Here is a 20,295-nt window from a genome sequence, read left to right as displayed (position 1 = left end):
GTGAAAACTTGGCATTGGATCTTGTGAAGTTATTTATCCAAGTGAATGGTGAAATTGGAGGAACTGCTACTACGACAACCGATACTGATGTTACTCCTACATCAAATCGATATGTAGCCAATGTAGCTGCAGGTAACGTAACTGGAAGTACAACAACCATTCCTGCTGCTAGTTTCTCCGATGATTCAGGAACCGTCCTTACCTCCCTGCCTACGGTTTCAGCAAATGAATATTTTAATGTATTTATAAATGGAGTGCTTCAACAGGAGGGACTCTCAACTCTTACAACGACTAACCTTACAATTAATGCGGCCGTTCTTGTCGGAGTGCCAGTTGTTCTTGAAATTGTTGATACAACCGCAGCATCAACGTCAACAACGGATGTAACTGGACTAACTGTTTCTACAACCGTTAACACTTAGCGATATGCACGCTGTTCGAAAAGAGCAGCGTTTTTGACATTTTTGGACAAACATACAGGTTTTTTCATTGCCAGGACATATAGTAAAAGAAGTCATAACAAAGGGAGGGATTTGCAATGTCATTGCGGTTGATAAAGCCGTACCAATCAGCAACAAGTACCCTTTCAGGAACTACCACTACACAAACAGCTGTAACACCAATTGTTTCACGTTATTTCGCTAGTGTTGTCATTGGAAATATTTTAGGTGGAGTGACAACGGTACCAGCTACTTCTTTTAAAAATGACCAAGGCGTTAACTTGCCCCCTGGTGGATTACCAGTTCCCGGCGCAGATACATTTTACAACGTATTTGTGAATGGCATTTTGCAACAAGGTGGACTCGTAACCCTTACAGCAAACAACCTCACGATTCGTACGGCTCTTACCATTGGTGTTTCCGTCAATATTGAGGTAGTAAATATTACTGCTTCATCCACTACAAATACAACGGGTCTCTCAGTGAATACAACGATTCAGTCATAACCTGTTATTTTCTTACCTCCACAATAGTTGAGGTTTATTTTTTTGCTGATTTTTGGTTTGTGGCGCATCGAATTCGGTTTGTGACTCATCCCCGCAGGTTTGTGGATCATAGCGGCGGGCTTTTTAAGCCGATTTTCGTATTGTGACGTATGGAATTCCCATCAATTTCGGTTATGACTCTAAAAAACAAAAAAAAGCCAGTCCCAAACATTTAAAATGCTTGGGACTGACTCTGGAAGTGTGGATACTATAAGAACTATAGTTTTCCCCTAAGTTCCGTCACATCTTCTATACTTAGCTTTGTCATCCTTGCTATTTTTTCATTTGAAAAGTTTTCCCGAATGAGCTCACATGCTAAATTTCTACGTTCTTCTAAACGGCCTTTTTCTATTCCTTTTTCTATCCCTTCATTCCTGTATAGTTCCAATACTTCTGCAAGAGTTGGTGATGGCACTTTTTCGGAATGGATCATGTATTTTCCCTCCTTTGTAATGATGGGCATAATTTCGTCTCTTAATTTTTTTGTTAAATTCTCTGGGATTTTCATTAAATAGTCTATGGAAAAAAATAATGCTGAGATCGTTGAGTGGTTTTCTTTATGTGGGTAATGTCCTTTTTCCAGAACGTCTAATAATAATTGGAGTTTTAAACGGGAACGTTCCTCGTTGTCTTGTTTCGTTTGATTAAGATAGATCCCAGCCAGAACTGCCAAAGCAAAGGGATTGCTCGATTGTTTTAAATCATTCACATCCTGATCGAGAAATTTGTACACTTGATATTTATACGTAACCTCTGTTCCAAAAAAAGAATACTGAAAGGAACTTTGTTGGAAGCTTTTCGAAAGGTCTGTTAATAGAGCAATCGCATATACATCACAATCAAAGCGGTCATAAATACGATAATAATACTGAAACATTCGTTTGGAAAAATGAGAATCCGGATGACCCTGGATTTCAATATGAATGAAAATACATTTTTCCTTTCCATCTTTTAAAAACACTTTGACAATCTTATCTGCAATTTTCTTTCCTTTCTTTTCTTTAATAATTTCATTGTAAAGCTCTTGTTCTAAGAAGTTCGGAGTGCGTGTAAAATCAATCGCTTCATACAAATCTGGAGAAAAGTACAAAACAAATTCTTCAAATAAATCCATTATCAGCTTTTTCCAAAGACCATCATAATCTACTAGGTCTTGACGATACTCCTCTGTTTCTTCTAGGACAAGAAAGTTTGACATTATTTTACCACAACCTTTTTAAAAAAATAATAATGTTTACAAATATTATAACAAAACAGGAACATATGTTTCAATCAAAAGTGTCACTATCTCCGCTTTTGCCCCTTCCATAAACAAATGACCTACATAAACTGTCTATATGGAAATTTTAATAAGGGAGTGTTTTCATTGCAAAAGCCTACATCAGAAAAAACGAGGGTCGATCCTTCTGTGCCGGAAACAATTCCGAAATTCGTCGATGAACTACCGATTCCCCCTATTGCAAGGCCGAATCGACATGTGAAGGAAAAACATCCTTATTATGAAATTGAAATGAAGGAAGCTATGCATCGATTTCATAAATACTTTCCGGCAACGACAGTTTGGGGATATGACGGTTTGTATCCCGGTCCCACCTTTCATGTGAACAAGGATGAAACGATTAAAGTAAAATGGATGAATCATCTACCAAGTAAACATCTGTTGCCAATCGATCACTCGCTTCACGGGGCTTCCCATGCACCGGATGTTCGAACAGTTGTGCATGTACACGGGGCCCATGTCGCATCCGATAGTGATGGGCACCCAGATGCTTGGTTTACGCCGAACTTTAAAATAACAGGAGAAACGTTTAAACAAAAAGTATATGAATATACCAATCATCAAATGGGGTCGACCCTTTGGTACCATGATCATTCCCTCGGGATTACTAGATTAAATGTCTATGCAGGGCTTGCCGGCTTTTACCTCGTTCGGGATCCTTTAGAGAAGGAGCTGCAACTTCCGATGGGAAAATACGAGATTCCTTTAATGATTCAAGATAAATCATTTAATGCAGATGGTTCTTTATTTTATCCCGAAAATACCAATCCGCCTGCAGAGGTAAATCCATCGGTGGTTCCGGCATTTCTCGGCAATACGATTGTTGTCAATGGGAAGCTTTGGCCTAATTTAAAAGTAGAGCCCCGCAAATATCGTTTTAGAATGTTAAATGCATCGAATACGAACGGTTATACGTTTAGCTTTGAAAATGGCGACCCCTTTTATCAAATTGGTACAGATGGAGGGCTTTTGCCGGAACCTGTTAAACTTAACTCACTTTCTTTAGAACCGGCGGAGCGGGCAGATATTATTATCGATTTTTCAACCTTTAATGGGCAATCATTGATTCTTAAAAATACAAATGATGAAGGAGATCTTAGCTTTATCATGCAATTTCAGGTCGTTTTGCCGCTTTTAGAAAAAGATACAAGTGAAATTCCTTCATCACTTTGTACAGTTGAGCCATTAACGGAGGAAATGTCCACAAAAACGAGATTATTGACAGTTGGAGCAACCACCGATCAATATAACCGGCCAATGCTGCTGCTTGACCATCGTATGTGGGATGATCCAGTCACTGAAATTCCTACACTTAATTGTGTAGAGACGTGGAAGTTTATCAATACCACTCCTTTTGCCCATCCAATCCATGTTCATCTTGTCCAGTTCAAAATTTTGCATCGAAGACCATTCAATTTGGATCGCTTCCTCGAAGACGGGCATATTCAATATACAGGGCCAGCGATAGAGCCGGATGACAGTGAAAAGGGTTGGAAAGACACAGTAAGAGCAGATCCCGGGATGGTCACAAGCATCATCATGCGATTTGAAGATTTTACAGGTGATTATGTTTGGCATTGTCATATTTTAGAGCATGAAGATCATGATATGATGCGGCCGATTAAGGTGATAGAGTAATAGGGCAGCGGGTTCAATCTCACTTTATTTTATGGTTTATTTTGTGTATAATGGGAATATACTAAAAAAAGAGAAGTGCACCTAACACTTCTCCTCGCAACCTCTACCGTCAGGGTGGTGGTTGTCAAAATTACTTATTTGAGTTTCGAGAACCACCCTGCTTTCGACGGCGTCGGGTGGTTTTCTTGTTATCTAGTACGTTTTTTCGAAAGACATGTGCTGCAATTTCTCGCACAATCCCCTTCGAAATTTCACGAATGAATTCAAGAAATGTTTCCATGATCATCACCTCCTTCCTTTAACGGAAGAAGTGACAACCAACCACCCTCACAATATTCAGTTGCAACCTTATTTTATCATACTATATTGACCTTTTAGCTTAACACTCCTCGACAAAATTCGGGAATTATGATGCAGAAATAGGTAGTAATTTGTAGAAAACTCCTATATCTTTTTTATGCTAATTTTCATAAACTAAAACAGGGTTTTGCGCTAAAATAAACGTATAACAAACTCTTAAAGAGGAGGAGCATATGAAAAAAATCTTAAAGATTTGGCTCATTGGTGTTATTCTGTTTGGCATGCTATTAGGTACATCGCAATCCAGCACGCGTGCTGCAAGCAGTAAAAAAATTCTAAGCACTGAATTCAAAAATGGTCTAGTCATGTTTAAGCAAAATGGGAAATACGGAATGTTAGATAAAAAAGGAAAAGTTGCCATTAAACCGCTATATGAAGAAATCGATCAATCTGATCGGGCAAATTTAATACGAGTTAAAAAGAACAAAAAATACGGGTTCATTAATCAAAAGGGAAAAGTGATTGTCACACCCCAATATGATTTTACCGAAATTGGTTTGAACAATCCGATCATCGTGATGAAAAAGAATAAATATGGATTGATTAGCACTAGCGGGAAAACGATTGCTAAGCCCAAATATGATGAAATTGGAAGATTTAGAAATGGTGTTGCCTACTTTAAAAGCAAAGGAAAGTATGGAATCATCGATAAAACTGGGAAGGTTGTCCTCAAACCAACCTATGACAAAATCACCGATATTACTGGCGGAGTCTTTACTTTTTCTCAAAATAAAAAGGTCGGTTTACTTAATAAACAAGGGAAAGTCACCATCAAACCAGCTTATGATTCCATCAGCCATTTTGGTAATGGAACATATAAAATAAAAATGGATGGCAAATACGGAATTATAAATGCGTGCGGAAAAATTTCAGTTGAACCTAAATACGATCGCATTTCCACGTTGTTTAACGGATATGCCCAAACAACAATTAAAGATAAATATGGTTTCATTAGTTCCACGGGAAAAATTATTACTGAGCCGCTTTATGATTCTGTCGATGTATTTAGAAAAGGGCTTGCTCCAGTAATCGTCGATGAGAAACTAGGTTACATCGATACAAATGGAAAAGTGATTGTTGAACCCCAGTATGAGGAAGCTTACGATTCTGACGGAAGTTCACTTTATGAATTTTGGCAAAATGCTGCAGTCGTCATGAAAGACGGCAAGTATGGTGTAATTAATAAAAAGGGCCAGGTCATTCTCAATTTTAATTATGAAGCGATTAGTTTATTTGACAAAAACGGATTAGCCACTATTAGGCAAAATAATAAATACGGTTTGATTAATGATAAAGGCGAGATCATTGTAAAGCCAACGTATGACTATTTAAGAGCTGCAACCTATGGAGATGGTGAGTTTACAGGTAATTTTGTTATTTTTAAGAAAAATAACAAAGAAGGGGCTCTTAATAGTAAAGGGAAAGTTATCATTAAACCAATCTATGACCGAATCGATCCATTTCAGCATAAAGGGCTGATTCGAATCACAAAAGGTTCTAAATTTGGAATAGCCACTTCGTCGGGGAAAGTACTAGTAACACCTAAATATGATGATATCGGCATGTTTTACAAGTCTGAAGATTATTTAACCTATATTTCCTACAAAGGAAAATATGGATTTATCAATGATAAAGGGAAAGTTGTTGTAACCCCTAAGTATGATCAAGTGGGAGCTTTCAATGAAGGGCTAGTTTACGTGAAGAAAAACGGAAAAACAGGCTTCGTTGATAAAAAAGGTAAAGTAGTTATAAAATTGAGCTATTATTAAAATGGATCGACTAGACCAAATCGCATTTTTCGATTTGGTCTTAGTCATGTTGTTTAGGGCTTTCTTGGTGGACGTCGTTTTCCTTTCTTTGGGTGCTATTAAATGCACTTTTCTACCAAAATTTCAGTTTTGCTTTCTTTTGGGAGTTTTCACGCGCACTTTTCTACCAAAATTTCGGTTTTACCTTCTTTTGGGAGATTTACGGCTTTCTTTTCTACCAAATTTCTAGATTTGCTTTCTTTTGGGGGTTTTCACGCGCACTTATCTACCAAATTTAAGGTTTTACTTTCTTTTGGGAGATTTCCTACGCACCAAGACACTAACGAAAGCCAACATGACCGATGAAACTTCTACCGAAATCAGTGGAAATAATTACCCACATCCTTTTTCTTTAGCCCATGGTAAACTATTTTAGTTATAATACTATTTTATGATGGCTGGAGATGAATGATTTGTTTCAGGGTAAAAGTAAGAAAACGGTAGCGGTTGCTATTATCCTTTTTGTTATCGGCTTAATGATTTTTGTATCATCATTGATTACATTTATTCAAGGTGGAGCTTACTTTATCGGAAAGATTTATAGCTCTATTTTTACTTATCTTATCGCCGGGATCTTCGGCAGAATGGGATGGGGAATGCATTTGGGAGTCGTCCTCGTATGCATCGCATTATATCTTCTCATGCAGAGAAACGCGTTCAAACTGTCAGAATCTATTGCAAACGGCGATCGTTTCGAGCATGTGGAGAGACAAGAATTATCTGTATTGAGCTGGTTTGGTACGTTAATCCTACTAGCTATCCCGCTAGTCAACTTAATATTGCTCCTTGTTTGGGCATTCGGTGCTGATAATCCTAGAAAGAACTATTCCAGAGCGACATTACTTTACGGTGTTCTTGGAATCATTATTACACTCATTGTCTTTTTCGCTACGATTTCAATGGTCGGGGACAGCATAACTTTTTAAAAAAATGGGCTACAGAATCTGTAGTCCTTTCTTTGATTGGAGTCTTCCCTCATTTTTGATTGATTCGTAATTTAAGATAATCTCTTTCTAAATTATTCTATAAAAATAGTATTTATTTACAATGAAATTTCCAATATAATCTAACTGTTAGAACTTTTTACACAGGAGGATTATCATGAATAAAAGATGTCGTCAATTAATTGCTGTTGTCTTTTCCTTTATCATGCTTCTAGGAATCGTACCATCATTAGCAATGAAGGCAAGTGCGGACACAGGAAATCAAGAGTCTGAACCAAATGATACACTCGAGTATGCAAATGAATTAATGAATGGAACGTACAAATACGGAAAAATCTCTTCTGACACAGATGTGGATTGGTACGGTATTAATGTTCTTGAGGAAGGAGATATTCGTGCAACTCTCGAAGAATTACCATTGGACTATGAATTGCAGCTTTACGATCAAAATGGAAACGAAATTACTTCTTCTACTAGAAGCGGAACGAACTCTGAAGTAATTAATTTCATAGCTAGGGAACCAGGCAAGTACTTTTTAAAAGTAGTAGGATCATATGGTGACTACTCTACTACCCGATCGTATAAAATTAAGGTTACCTATCCATCCGAGCAACCACAATTTAATGCAGCTTTCGAACCAAATGATACGAAAGAAAATGCCTATCCTATACGATCTGGAACACCTTACAGAGCAAAAATTGAAACTTCCGTTGATCGCGATTTTTATAAAATCCAAGCAAAAACAGAAGGACAGATAAGAGTTACACTTGAAAACCTGCCTTTTGATTATGAGCTTTATTTATACGATGCAGCAGGTGAAGAGGTAAGTTCCTCTAGGCATGGAGGCACAGATCCGGAAGTAATCAATTTCTACACAAGGGAATCTGGTACTTTTTATGTTGCGGTAATACCAAGTGGAGAAAATTACTCAACTTCATCATCTTATACGCTTAAAGCTTTCTTTCCATCCAATGTTCAATTTGGAGCAGCAATGGAACCAAATGACATTAAAGAACAGGCGTTTCCGGTTGCATCAGGGAAAAAATACTCTGCAAAAATTGAAACAATGACGGATGTTGATTATTATAAAATCACTGCTGAAAAAGAAGGTACCATTTATGCTCGTCTGGAACGTCTTCCATACGATTATGAGATTCAATTACTCGACCGAAACGGAGATGAAGTGGCCTACTCTACAAGGGGCAGTTCAACATCTGAAAAGATCTCGTATTATGTGAGAGAACCGGGAGTTTACTACTTACTCGTTTATCCATATAATGGTGCGTATTCATCAACATTTTCTTATAATTTACAAGTGACATACCCAACGAAAAAAGTCACTCATGCAAGCAATTTTGAACCAAATGATACATTAGAATCAGCTTATATAGTAAAATCAAGAACGAATTATGCACAATTAATCGATTCACCTGTGGATATTGATTGGTATGCATTTAAAGGTACGGCCGGGAAAAAAGCAAGAATTTCATTAACTTCCTTACCTTTCGATTATGAGCTTTATCTTTATGATCGATATGGGACGGAAATTTCAAGCTCAACTAGTGGCGGCACGACAAGTGAGTACATTGATTTCGCCATTTCAAAAACGGCGTATTACTACGTTCTTGTGCGTCCATCAGGTGAAAACTATTCAACTTCAAAAAAATACAACCTGAAAGTGGTGTATGGACCGGTTCCAGCGCCAAAAGTAAATAAAATTACGACAAAAACAACAAAAGTAACCGGAACTGCAGCCTCTGGATTACGGGTTTATGTAAAAAAGGGAAGTAAAGTATTAGGAACATCTACAGTAGCAAAAGGGAAATATGCAGTAAAAATTCCAAAGCAAAAAAAGAAAACCGTTTTAACCATCGTCGCAAGAGACGAAGCCGGAAACTACAGTTCCGCAGTTAAAACGACTGTTAAGTAAGAAAAACAAGGGGACGATTCGTATATTCGTCCCCTTGTTTTTTATTCCGTAATCCAAATCTTATCCGTAAACTTATCAAACACATTATATTGATGATTAATCCGAACAAAATCCTCTTTCACTTGAATTAAATGATTCGTTTTAAATACGTCAATATTCTCGGGTGTGATTTGATTGTCAGTGATTGCGTATTGGGAACCAGGTCCCTCATTTTTCCATGGCATGAATTGCATCGTACGAGAAACCTGCTTAAAGGTATTCCCTTTGATTGTTGGATTGATTACACCGCTCGCAAGGATTCCCCTTAACGTGCCCTTTCCGGAATCGACATTTTCAATCGTATTATTTTCGATGGTCGGATTCGACCAGTTCATTACCCGAATGGCATCGGATTTGGTTTTGCTTATTTTATTATTTCTTAGCACCACGTTTTCATGGTATTTGCCTTCGGAATATTTATGGGTCCCGATTGCCCGGCCTAGATTTTGAAAAACATTATGTTCAATCGTAATATTTCGATTAGGGGTTTTATCAAATTTACTCCATGGATGACCGAATCCTTTCGTCGTTCGATCGGGTGTATCTAAATTTATTCCTTCTTTTAATTTATTTGCTGAAGGAGAGGCATCAATAAATTGATTGTTTTTTATCATTGCTTTATTGGTCGCATCGATTTCAAGAAAGTGCCCGGAGTTCACATGGTAGAAGCGAATGTTTTCAATGGTAAGATTTTGGTTGTGACCGGCAACAATCGCTATCGCATCTTTTTCATATTTTAAATCGAAACTGACTGTCCCTTCCCCTATGAATGATATATTTTTCTCACCCCTATACTTGTCATATACGTTCTTCTTTAAAGACCGAGAAGGACGAATGAATTGGAACAATGTTTTCGTTGTTTTGAGTTTCTTCGTGTTCGTTTTATTTCCTTTTACTATTTTTACCCCGTTTTGAAAGCGAATGGTGACATTGGAAGGAACATAAAGTGTCGAAGGGATCGAGTACGTTCCTTTTTTTAAAACAAGGGTTCCTCCCCCCTGTTTCTCCAGCTTTTCCAAGTATGAACGGATAACATAATACTGCTTTGTATACTTATTATATGTACTGTATTTCAGCATCTGTTTGTCGATTGGAACACTTTTCGTTGTAATCGTATACGTAGGTCGACTAGCTGCATCTGTAATTGCCGGCGTTAAAAAGCAAAGCATAAACATGATGATAACAATGATTCTAGCTGTTTTTTTTAACAATTTAAAAGACTCCTTTTATATAAAATTAACTTAGATAAAAAATACGTATCTTATTTATCATCATTTTTACCCACTTCGTTTCGATACGACTTTTTACCTATTTTACTATATTACGGAAAATAATTCCTCAATCGTTTTATTATTTTCTTCCACTTTGTTCATATTTAAATATATTTACATGCTTGATTCCTTTCGCTACATTAATATATATGGGGAATATTACCTAAAGGGAGAGAGATTTTTGAAGAATAAGAGAACATTAATAATTTTTCTAGTATTTGTATGTATGTTGGGCACATTCATGCCCTATTCGATTTCAACAGCAAATGCGGCAAGTAAAACTAGTTACAAATTGAATACGAAAAAAATCTATACTTATACCTATTATGAACCGAATGGAAGCAAAACTACATACACAGAAAAGTATGTGAAGAAATACAAAGGCGGCGATTTGTGGAAAGTGTCAAATTGGTATGAAGTATGGAAGGAGGATAAAAAAGGCTTAAAATTAGGAAGTAAAGATCCCGACTATGATGCCGTTATTTGGGACTCTTGCTTATCCTATCCCCTTAAGAAAGGCAAGAAGTGGAAATACGATGGAGTAACCTTTAAAATCGTTTCTACCAACAAAACAATCAAGACGAAAGCTGGCACTTTCAAAAATAGTATTATGGTAGATATAGATGGAGCCTCTACAGAGTACTATGTCAAAGGAATAGGATTTGTTTACAGTAAAACGAAAAGTGGGTATGTGAAGGAATTAGTTAAGTTGAAAAGTAAATAGAAAAATAAAAATTATTAAATGAGGCTAAAAATAATGAAATATACTTTATTAAAAATTTGTTTTGTAGGTGTTTTTATTTTTGGGATAATATACCCTTATTCTGTATCCTCAGCTAAAACAAAAATAGAATGGGATAATCCAAATGTAGATTGGAAAGATGTAGACAAAAATCCTCAAAAGTTTAAAGGATGGGAAGTTCATCACGGCCATCCGAATTTGTGTCAAGAAATAAAAAATAGAGTATGTTACACCTTAGGAAAATTAGAGGAAGGCGATAAAGTTACAGTACTAAAACAAATGAAAATAAAAGGGTTAATGGATACATATTATAAAATTAAAACTACTGATGGTAGAGTAGGTTTGATAGATTCATTTTTTGTATATTTACCGTTAAAGAATCCAAAAGAATACAAATTAACCCCTAATAAATCGCTCATTAGGCCAATAAGTACAACTAAAATTACAAAGGTGAAATTAACTTCCACTTTTAATAAAAACAAAAAAATAAAGGAAATCTTAAAATTAGCGAAGAATACAAATTTATCATACTACGATAATTCTCTTCATTTTTTAGATGAAAATAATACTGTTTTCTATAGTTTTCAAGATGAAGGATGTATAAATATTAATTTTACCAAAGACCTACTTTCATTTACCTTATATAATAATGGCCAGCAAAGTAATTCATTAAGTAATAAGATTAATAAAGATTCAAAAATAGTTTTAGGACAATTATTAAAACCTTATTTTCCTAAGTCATACAAAAAATTAGCAGAATTATATGTTAAACAGGATTACAAAGAGGCGGATAAATTATGGAAAAGTGGAAATTACTATAAAGTAGATGGAAGGTGGGTAAATTTTGGTTTTTCACTTTCTATAGGAAAAAAAGGCAAAAGGTAATGTAAACTGCACCCCAAACCATCTAACAGTTGGGGGTGCAGTTTTTTATATCTTTTCCGGAACTAAAATCCATGTCTACTCTATCTATCAATCAAACTCACTAAGAATCACCTTTTGATGAAATATAATTTCATATTTTTGTTGCCTACTTTTTCATTTTTCCACGACAATAACTAATGATTAGCTATCCGTTTATACTAATCGCCAACAAGCGTTTTAGGTTATCATCAATAAATGTATTATCGACTCGGTTGATTCCGCGACCGGCAAAATGTCCCCAAATCGATTCGATCGGAGTAAAAACAGCATTAGGTATAAGACTAGCCTCGTATTCGTTATCGTCCGCAGTACAGAAAAGATCCGTGCTCCCCGGCATGACGCAGGCATGTGCTTTAATGCTTTTGAGCGCCTCGTCGAAATCACCATTATAGGATGGGTTCGCACTAATATCTGCATTTTGTCCTGTCCATAACATGGCCAGAACATTGTGTGGGTCCATCTTCATAAAGCTATCTTCCCAGACGCCAACCACAAAATCTTCCAATGAGTCAAATCCCATCTCTCGATAAAGTTCCTCTTTGTAATACGTCTGTGATAAACCCCATCCCGCATATACACGGCCAACGGCACGCATATCTGCAGAAGTCAATTGGTTTTGTTTACTTGAATCGAAGCCCACTGAAGCCATGAGCGAGGCTTTCATTCCGTCTAGAACCACATACGTTTGCGGCCAAGTTTTTGCCCCACCGCAGAAAGGTGCAATTCGTTCCACCATATCAGGATAGCTTGCCCCCCATTGGAATGATTGAACCCCTCCCATTGACCATCCTACTACGAGAGCAATTTTTTGAATGCCGAACTTTTCAGTTACCAACCGATATTGTAATTGAACATTGTCATAGATCGTTATCTGAGGGAAATTCGCTTTGTCGAATGGAGCAGGCGTGTTACTAGGGGACGAGGATAATCCGTTTCCCAGCAGATTTGGAACAATAATGAAATATTCTCGCGGATCTAGCGCCATGCCATCACCAATCAACCATTCATTCTGTACATGCTGATCGCCAAAAGCAGTTGGATAGACGATGACATTATCTTTCTTTTCATTTAATTTTCCATACGTTTTATAAGCAAGAAAAGCGTTCGGTAAGGTCACTCCCGATTGCAAGGTCACGTCACCTAAATCAAAAATCTCATAATCCATTGTATTGTCGCCCCCTTCAAATTGAAACACAAACATCTAGAATGTATTTCTTGTTGTTAGTATAAACCTGTGGTACCCTCAATAAAAGTGAACAAAATTCAATGTAGCTTTCAAAAATATTGAAAGAAAAAATGGGGGTTATATGATGGAATTGCGTCAACTCCATACGTTCCGCACGGTTGCTTCAACCTTAAATTTCAGCCGCGCTGCAGAAGCACTGAACTACGTCCCTTCAAACGTAACGATGCAAATAAAAGCTTTGGAGGAAGAGCTTGGTGTTCGTCTGTTTGACCGCTTGGGGAAGCAGCTCGTTCTCACAACTGCGGGAAAACGCTTTTTAACTCATATCCAAAGTGTTCTAGACAAATTAGATGAGGCTCGAAGTGTCGTTCATGACAATGAACATCTAAGTGGCACCCTAACGATAAGTGCCAACGAGGTTCTTTGCGCCTATCGGCTTCCAGTTGTCTTTCAACGATTTCGTGCGCGCCATCCGGGAGTTCGTCTCATTTTCCGTTCTGTTCCAAATCTGCAACTCAAGCAAACGCTCTTTGATGGAACTGCGGATGTCGTATTTATACTGGATGAACCCATACTCTCAACAGGACTTGAAGTGGAACCATTACTGGAAGAAACTTTCCGCTTTTACACCGCTCCAGATCATCCACTCGCGAAACAAACTGCCCTACAACTGGAAGATTTTCACGGAGAAGTGTTCCTTACTAATGAAAAAGGCTGTCCCTATCGAACCATGTTTGACAGGTCCTTTGAGAAAAAGGGTATTGATAATATTACGTATTTAGAGTTTCAAAGTGCCGAAGCCATTAAACAATGTGCAATTACGGGAATCGGTATTGCTTTCCTTCCTGAAATGACAGTAAATGCCGAAGTTGTGCGAGGCGAACTTGTTGCCCTTCCATGGAAAATTCCTGACTTGGACGTATATACACAAATGTTATGGCATAAAGACAAGTGGCTTTCACCAATCATTCTATCTTTCATTGAAACAGTAAGAGAGATTATAGCTAAAGAGGAGGAGAATTAAACCGACTAGACTATTCAGCGATATTTTCCAAACTTCTATTGGTACTGTCTATCAGGAAATTTAATAGTTAATAAACTGTAAGGCATCCTGTTGCCTTACAGTTTTATTATGTATAAATAGATTTACATCGAGAATTGTGGAATGAGTAAAATACATACAGGCTATGACAAGTACCAATATGGTTTTCTTTAACCTTTTAGTACCTTCCCAACTTAGTGAGTACTAAGCAAATTATTCCAATGAAAGCAGTCATTCATTCTGTTAAAATTCAATGTGGATAAACTTGCAAACGAACTCAATTCATGAAAAAAATTATACTCATTTACTTCATAGGATTCGTCATTTACCTCCCAATAATTGGTTTTTACGAAACTTATATTGAACCGTCTTCTACCATTAATATTCTTAGTTTTATACTTTCAATGGCAGTTATTGAAATACTGAAGAGGTCACTCATTAAAAACTAACGTAATTAATTGTTTTATAGGAAGTGAAACATGTCCATTTATTATATTATGCTCATCGTTGGAATAGTGCTTATTCTCTATTCTATATTTTACTTTGTTTACATGTATGTTGATCAAGAATTTACATTTTTTAATTTAGTTAAGGCCATTTTAGCTTTACTAATCGGTGTATCATCACTAGTAATTACTCTCCCAAGTTTAAAATACATTGTGCATAAAGAATACGATGTAGTTTCCGGGAAGTGTGTAATCGAAATAACTTCAGCAGGACGCACTTCTGAAGCGGATTTTACCATGCCCGATACAGATGATTTGTTTACGTTCAATGATGTACCCGATCTCGATGCTTACGGAAAGGCGATCCCCTATTATTGTAAGGTAACCGTTACAAAAGACCATAAATTTGAAATTAGTTATAAAATATATGATGCAAAAACACGGAAGTTACTAGTGACAAGTGAATAGCCTATGTTTTCAAATGAAAAGAAGTCAGCACAAAATTTGCTGGCTTTTTGTATGTGAACCGAGAAATCTGTGGATCACTCGATATTTTATTAGCCACCTTTTTAACAGTTCTTTTGCAAAAGTTTAACTTCTTTTTGATTTAATAAAGTTGTCTACATATCGAAAAAATAATTATAAATAAGCATGCCAATTAAGTAAATTATAAGAATGAACGTTATTATCCTGTTTCTTTTTGCTTCTCTTTTTAGTTGAGCCTTTTCTCTGTATCTCCTTTGAATCTCTTCTTTCCTTTGTTTATTATTCATATTATAAGAGTGCCCCTTTATAAAGAAATAAGGAAGTCCGTTTATTCCCACTAGTGAAACTGCAACATGATAAATCAATTCAAACATTCAGTCAGCCATTCAAGAAAATGAATTACCTAATTAATTCGATAAGACCGATTTCATTTCCTTTATAATTTGTGACGCATCAATTTTGGTTTGTGACTCATACTCTCTCATTTGTGCATCATAGCCGCCGGTGCGGACTGCCAGTTTTCAGTTTGTGCCGCATAGAATCCAATTTGTGATGCATCAATTTAGGTTTGTGACTCATACTTTCTCATTTGTGCATCATAGCCGCCGGTATTGACTGCCAATTTTAAGTTTGCGGCGCATAGAATCCATAATATGCAATAATGGAATGATCGGTTTATTATTGAAATAGTTTCCCCGATGAACATCATGCCCACTGATTCCATATCAAACTAGCTGTTTTTCCAAAACCTTCGTTCACAAAACGTTCACTTACGAAGCGGCTTTTACTATCCCTATAATACAAAGGTAGATCAAAAGAAGGGATGATGGAGTTGCCAACAACGAAGAAAGAAAGTTTACAATTTGGGTTAATGATGTGTTTTGGAATGGTTTTAGTTATGACCATGTATAATTTTTACCTGAACGGAATGTTCGGGGAAATGACTTTCATAGAAGGAATAGTGGATTTGATTACTGGATTTATCGTTGCATTTATTCTAGATTGGTTTATTGTGGGGCCAATTGCTAAAAAAGTTGCCTTAAAATTAACTGCCAATACAAATAATAAGCTCTATACTGTGCTAGCAATTTCCACCTGTATGGTGATTGGAATGGCATTTTTCATGTCAATTTATGGTTTTATCATGTCCAATTTAAACAGCGGATTTGATTACAATTCGATAGTAACAGATTATTTATCTGTGTTTGGTAGAAACTTCATATTGGCATTACCTTTACAAATCATTATTATGGGGCCGGTAGTCCGCTATCTATTCACCAAATATATCAAATCTAATAAAAATGAATTCAGGAACTTAGAAGAAATTTAATTCGAGAACTGAAATAAATAAGAAGCGAATTTACACAACCTAATAGTTGTATTAGATTGTGTAAATCACTTTTTTTAGATACTTTTATCTATTTAAAATTCGATCTGTTGTTTTCTTTAATCTTTCTAAACCTACCATCATGGTTTTCGTCGGGCACGCTAAATTCATACGTTCAAATCCGTTGCCCTCTTCACCAAATACATAACCTTCATCAAAGAATAATTCATTTTCGTGCATTAGTTTTTCAAGCTCGTCTTTGTCCAAACCAAGTCCATTAAAGTCCATCCACTGTAAGTAAGTTCCTTGCAAGTCATGCACTTTTATCTCTGGAATATTTTCTTCCATGTATTTTTTCAGCTCCAGATGGTTGTGATAAATGAGACCTAGAAGCTCGTCTAACCACTTTTCACATTTTGTATAAGCAATTTCACAAGCTTTATATCCTAGAATGTTTAGCGAAAAAACCCCTTGTGACTGAATTTCTTTTACATATGTCTCTCTTAAATCCTCATTAGGGATGATAATATTAGAAGTCTGCATCCCTGCTAAATTAAACGTTTTACTAGGTGCAGTGCATACAATCGTGTTGTCTGCCAGTTCATCTGATAGTGAGGCAAATACTGTATGCTTATGGTCAGGCATGATGAGGTCGAAATGGATTTCATCAGAAATAAGTAAAATATTATTTTTTAAACAAATTTCTCCTACTTTTTCTAATTCTTCTTTCGTCCACACTCTTCCGGTAGGATTATGGGGGCTGCAGAATAGTAATATTTTATTAGTATGTTCCTTTGCTTTCATTTCAAGATCGTTGAAATCTATTTCATACGAGCTTCCCGTATTGATTAGTGGATTTTTCACGACCTTCCTATTATTTAACTCTATTGCACTGTAGAAAGGATAATAGACAGGGCTCATGATAATGATTCCGTCACCAGGATTCGAAAAGGCCCGAATCGCCGAATAAAATGCACCTACGACACCAGCCGAACCAACAATCCATTCGGAATTGATTTTCCAATTATGCCTCTTTTCCATCCATCCGCATACGGCTTTCAGATAATTTTCAGTTGGCTGCGTATACCCTAAAATGCTGGAATCTAGATATTCCTTTAATCCCTCTATAATTTCAGGTGGATTTTTAAATTCCATATCCGCAACTGAAAAAGGAATCGCCTCTTCAGATACATTCGGATTCCACCCTTTCATTTGTTCCCATTTTGAAGATCCGGTATTTGTTCGATTAACAACCGTTTCAAAATCATACATACTATTATCGCTCCTTTACATTATAATTTTGAGATTAATGCTATTGCCTCAGCTTTTAATACCTTTTCCAATTAATCCCTTTTTCTATTTATACACATTCTATCGTCTTTCTTATACCATTCACTGTACCATACATTTTTTAATACACATATTCATAACAACCATTTTCCACTAGGAAAAATGAATTAGCAATTTTTGTGTTCCCAACCCTCGCTCCTTATCTAGATAAACAGGGCTATCCCAATTTACATTTACTAAATTTATTACTTCATTACAGTTCAACTGTATAAAGGAATTGTTCTTCCAAAAGAGGACTAAAACTACATTGGTCAGGTGTTCAAAAGATTCATCGAACACCACAAATAACAGTACAAAAAAAGAAAACAACAATGATACCTTAATAATAATAACCCCGTAGAATTTTAATTATCTACGGGGTTTCACATAATACAAATGCGTGTTTTATTTCCTTTTTTTTATCAAATAAAGCTGTGTTAAAATTTTACCGTTTTTATCGACCTTTTTTACCATCCCATGCCCAGGTGCGTAGTACCTCTTTCCTCCGCCATTTTCCTTAATGACCGTACAGTTCGTAAAGGTCCTTGCATGAGTTTTCACTTTAGCATTTACGCTAATAATTTTCCCATCATAAAACTTTTCAGCAGAACCGTACGAATATATTTTGTCTCCTACTTTCGCATTTCGCTTCATTACAATAGCACCGCCGAATCCGCCACCAACTCGATATTCCGTTGCTGTTTGTGTTTCACTCAACTCTGCCCCATCATTGCTAAACCAATAATATTCGTTCATCCCATTATACGTATTTTTATGATCAAATTTAAAGTTGATTCGTTCCCCACCGCTATATTGAACTGTGTAAATCATTGTCCGATCCATTAAAAAGCTTTTCTTTTTTGTTGAACTTAAGAACTCAGCCTTAACATATGCCTTTTTACCTTTGTATTTAATCGTTGCCCATCCACTTTTATTTTTTACATAAACAATCACTTTAGTACCGTATTTCAATGTTCCAAGTTTTTTAGATGATGTTGAAGCTTTGGCTCTTACATTCAAAACATCTGCATTTACATAAGCAGTATTAGTTTTAGCAAATATAGTACTATTCGAATAGGGAACAAATACGCTAATAACTAATAAAAATGCTAATACTAGTCTTAATAGATTCTTAATCTTCAAGTCTTTCTCCCCTTCTGGGTAATATTTACTATTTCATCATAGCAAAATCTACCTGAATTGTATTTATTTTTTGGAGAAAAACTTAAAGGATATAAATTTAAAAATAAATAATTAAACTTACACCAATCAAGATTAAAGCATAAATAAAAATAAGGATTAATCCCGTTGTATCTAATGCAAAGTCTACCAACACAGAAACTAATAACAGCATTTTCACCCATATGCTTTCATTCTTATTATTTTTGTATGCTGTTATCATTAGCCGTCCTAATATACCGATTCCTGTTAGGACCATTAAAAAACCGATGGCTCTCATTATCATGACTTTTTCCTTTACATATTATATTAATTTTTATTTGACTATTCCTGCCAGGAATAACCTTTATTGTCCCCACTTTATATGACAACATATCCTCATTTGCCATTTAAAAATGATGTTTACGAAACTTATAATAAACATTTTATATCATTTTGAAACCCGAGAATGCGGTGAAGTATTCGACATTACTAAAGGGATCTGCCTATTTTAACAGTTCTTTTGCATAAAATTTAATATGTTTGTTGTTATATTACTAATGAGTAATATATAATTAATAGGGGGAAATAAGTTTAAATGAAACAATGCTGGCGGATCGCCGTGTGCGATGAAAGTCGCCTGCACGGTGAAGGCTCGTTATAAAACTGAGAGATAAATAAAGTATAAGACGAGAATAGCGTAATAACAGTAGACGACATCGAATTAATTTCCGAACGTAATAATAATATAATATCTACGATAAAGCCTCCTAATGGATATAGACATTATCGTATACAACCAACTCAAAATATCATTGGTTTTCATTTAGGAAAATATGATTATTGGGTTTTTACAGGTAACGAAAATAGTAATCGATTTTCTGTCGCTGCCTATAACCCTACTGGCACTTTAGTGAAAACTTGGGAGTATCCTAGTGTTCGCTATATTAATGAAATATTAATTGACAAAGAAAATGGTCTACTCACATTTATAGGTCAATTAAATCCTTATGAAGAGATGGATAGAATAACTACTAGTTGGGAAGATTTTGTATTTTAGTTCTTACCTCACCGTATGGTGGGGTCTTTTATGTAGGTTTAATGTTACATAAGGAAAATTACTCCCTAATGTTAAGTATGAAAATATAAATGGTAGGATTACTAGAATATATAATGATGTGTTTAAACTAAAAAAAACGGTAATCAAAAATTCGTTGTAGAGGATTTTTCTGGTAATACTAGGACTTTTACAGTGAAAGTTAACATAAAAAAAATAGCATTGTCAGTGAAAAAAGTAAAAAGTACTAATTTATCACAGGAAAAACAGCTCCTTATGGTTGTGTTTATGCATATAAAACTAAAGGTGCAGATTTTTCAGGGAAAAGTAAAAAAAAGGTGACA

19 protein-coding genes are annotated in these 20,295 nt (G+C 35.8%); 12 read left to right on the top strand and 7 right to left on the bottom strand.

Features of this window, described 5'->3' with window-relative positions; translation table 11 throughout:
* The first annotated feature begins 8 nt into the window (after window positions 1-8).
* Entirely contained in the window at window positions 9-422 is a 414-nt protein-coding gene (locus I5776_RS03390; RefSeq protein WP_202778972.1) for a DUF4183 domain-containing protein, read from the top strand.
* A 116-nt stretch (window positions 423-538) separates the two neighbouring features.
* Window positions 539-946 (top strand): DUF4183 domain-containing protein, encoded by a 408-nt coding sequence (locus I5776_RS03385; protein WP_246483900.1) that lies wholly within the window; start codon window positions 539-541, stop codon window positions 944-946.
* Window positions 947-1,202: 256 nt separating this feature from the next.
* Here I5776_RS03385 and I5776_RS03380 read toward each other — a convergent pair whose 3' ends face one another.
* On the bottom strand, window positions 1,203-2,183 hold the full coding sequence (locus I5776_RS03380; protein ID WP_202778971.1) for an RpnC/YadD family protein: 981 nt from the start codon (window positions 2,181-2,183) through the stop codon (window positions 1,203-1,205).
* Between the two features lie 168 nt (window positions 2,184-2,351).
* On the opposite strand from I5776_RS03380, the gene I5776_RS03375 reads away from it, so the two are divergent.
* Window positions 2,352-3,902 carry a multicopper oxidase family protein gene (locus tag I5776_RS03375; protein ID WP_246483899.1) on the top strand — a complete coding sequence of 517 codons (1,551 nt, stop codon included), beginning with the start codon at window positions 2,352-2,354 and terminating at the stop codon, window positions 3,900-3,902.
* Between the two features lie 130 nt (window positions 3,903-4,032).
* On the opposite strand, the gene I5776_RS03370 is transcribed toward I5776_RS03375, so the two are convergent.
* Entirely contained in the window at window positions 4,033-4,182 is a 150-nt protein-coding gene (locus I5776_RS03370; protein ID WP_202778969.1) for a hypothetical protein, read from the bottom strand.
* 253 nt (window positions 4,183-4,435) lie between these two features.
* Between I5776_RS03370 and I5776_RS03365 the strand changes: the two genes are divergently transcribed.
* From I5776_RS03365 to I5776_RS03355, 3 genes are all read left to right on the top strand, one after another.
* The gene (locus I5776_RS03365; protein ID WP_202778968.1) at window positions 4,436-6,031 is read left to right on the top strand and encodes a WG repeat-containing protein; all 1,596 of its coding nucleotides are present in this window, start codon (window positions 4,436-4,438) and stop codon (window positions 6,029-6,031) included.
* Window positions 6,032-6,483: 452 nt separating this feature from the next.
* Window positions 6,484-6,996: a hypothetical protein gene (locus tag I5776_RS21345; protein WP_246483898.1), complete on the top strand. Its 513-nt coding sequence runs from the start codon at window positions 6,484-6,486 to the stop codon at window positions 6,994-6,996.
* 175 nt (window positions 6,997-7,171) lie between these two features.
* Window positions 7,172-8,944, top strand: coding sequence for a pre-peptidase C-terminal domain-containing protein (locus I5776_RS03355; protein WP_202778967.1), 1,773 nt, complete (start codon window positions 7,172-7,174; stop codon window positions 8,942-8,944).
* 41 nt (window positions 8,945-8,985) lie between these two features.
* On the opposite strand, the gene I5776_RS03350 is transcribed toward I5776_RS03355, so the two are convergent.
* Window positions 8,986-10,194: a right-handed parallel beta-helix repeat-containing protein gene (locus tag I5776_RS03350; RefSeq protein WP_202778966.1), complete on the bottom strand. Its 1,209-nt coding sequence runs from the start codon at window positions 10,192-10,194 to the stop codon at window positions 8,986-8,988.
* A 241-nt stretch (window positions 10,195-10,435) separates the two neighbouring features.
* On the opposite strand from I5776_RS03350, the gene I5776_RS03345 reads away from it, so the two are divergent.
* Both I5776_RS03345 and I5776_RS03340 read left to right on the top strand, forming a co-directional pair.
* Window positions 10,436-10,978 carry a hypothetical protein gene (locus tag I5776_RS03345; RefSeq protein ID WP_202778965.1) on the top strand — a complete coding sequence of 181 codons (543 nt, stop codon included), beginning with the start codon at window positions 10,436-10,438 and terminating at the stop codon, window positions 10,976-10,978.
* A 33-nt stretch (window positions 10,979-11,011) separates the two neighbouring features.
* Entirely contained in the window at window positions 11,012-11,881 is an 870-nt protein-coding gene (locus I5776_RS03340) for a hypothetical protein (protein ID WP_202778964.1), read from the top strand.
* A 184-nt stretch (window positions 11,882-12,065) separates the two neighbouring features.
* On the opposite strand, the gene I5776_RS03335 is transcribed toward I5776_RS03340, so the two are convergent.
* Window positions 12,066-13,085: an alpha/beta fold hydrolase gene (locus I5776_RS03335; protein WP_202778963.1), complete on the bottom strand. Its 1,020-nt coding sequence runs from the start codon at window positions 13,083-13,085 to the stop codon at window positions 12,066-12,068.
* A 145-nt stretch (window positions 13,086-13,230) separates the two neighbouring features.
* Between I5776_RS03335 and I5776_RS03330 the strand changes: the two genes are divergently transcribed.
* The 3 genes from I5776_RS03330 (at window position 13,231) to I5776_RS03320 (ending at window position 16,410) form a co-directional block, all read left to right on the top strand.
* Complete coding sequence (locus I5776_RS03330) at window positions 13,231-14,130, top strand: LysR family transcriptional regulator (RefSeq protein WP_202778962.1); 900 nt, start codon at window positions 13,231-13,233, stop codon at window positions 14,128-14,130.
* A gap of 497 nt (window positions 14,131-14,627) precedes the next feature.
* Window positions 14,628-15,062, top strand: a complete 435-nt coding sequence (locus I5776_RS03325; protein ID WP_202778961.1) for a hypothetical protein — start codon at window positions 14,628-14,630, stop codon at window positions 15,060-15,062.
* Window positions 15,063-15,912: 850 nt separating this feature from the next.
* Window positions 15,913-16,410 (top strand): DUF2798 domain-containing protein, encoded by a 498-nt coding sequence (locus tag I5776_RS03320; RefSeq protein ID WP_202780656.1) that lies wholly within the window; start codon window positions 15,913-15,915, stop codon window positions 16,408-16,410.
* 84 nt (window positions 16,411-16,494) lie between these two features.
* Here I5776_RS03320 and I5776_RS03315 read toward each other — a convergent pair whose 3' ends face one another.
* The 3 genes from I5776_RS03315 to I5776_RS03305 form a co-directional block, all read right to left on the bottom strand.
* Window positions 16,495-17,679, bottom strand: a complete 1,185-nt coding sequence (locus I5776_RS03315; RefSeq protein ID WP_202778960.1) for a MalY/PatB family protein — start codon at window positions 17,677-17,679, stop codon at window positions 16,495-16,497.
* 462 nt (window positions 17,680-18,141) lie between these two features.
* Window positions 18,142-18,879: an SH3 domain-containing protein gene (locus I5776_RS03310; protein WP_202778959.1), complete on the bottom strand. Its 738-nt coding sequence runs from the start codon at window positions 18,877-18,879 to the stop codon at window positions 18,142-18,144.
* A gap of 97 nt (window positions 18,880-18,976) precedes the next feature.
* Complete coding sequence (locus tag I5776_RS03305; RefSeq protein ID WP_202778958.1) at window positions 18,977-19,195, bottom strand: hypothetical protein; 219 nt, start codon at window positions 19,193-19,195, stop codon at window positions 18,977-18,979.
* A 612-nt stretch (window positions 19,196-19,807) separates the two neighbouring features.
* Between I5776_RS03305 and I5776_RS03300 the strand changes: the two genes are divergently transcribed.
* Window positions 19,808-19,954, top strand: a complete 147-nt coding sequence (locus I5776_RS03300) for a hypothetical protein (RefSeq protein WP_202778957.1) — start codon at window positions 19,808-19,810, stop codon at window positions 19,952-19,954.
* Window positions 19,955-20,295: the final 341 nt, after the last annotated feature.

The organism is Heyndrickxia vini, from assembly GCF_016772275.1.
GTDB classification, from domain to species: Bacteria; Bacillota; Bacilli; order Bacillales; family Bacillaceae_C; genus Heyndrickxia; species Heyndrickxia vini.
This window is presented reverse-complemented; position numbering and strand designations above follow the sequence as displayed.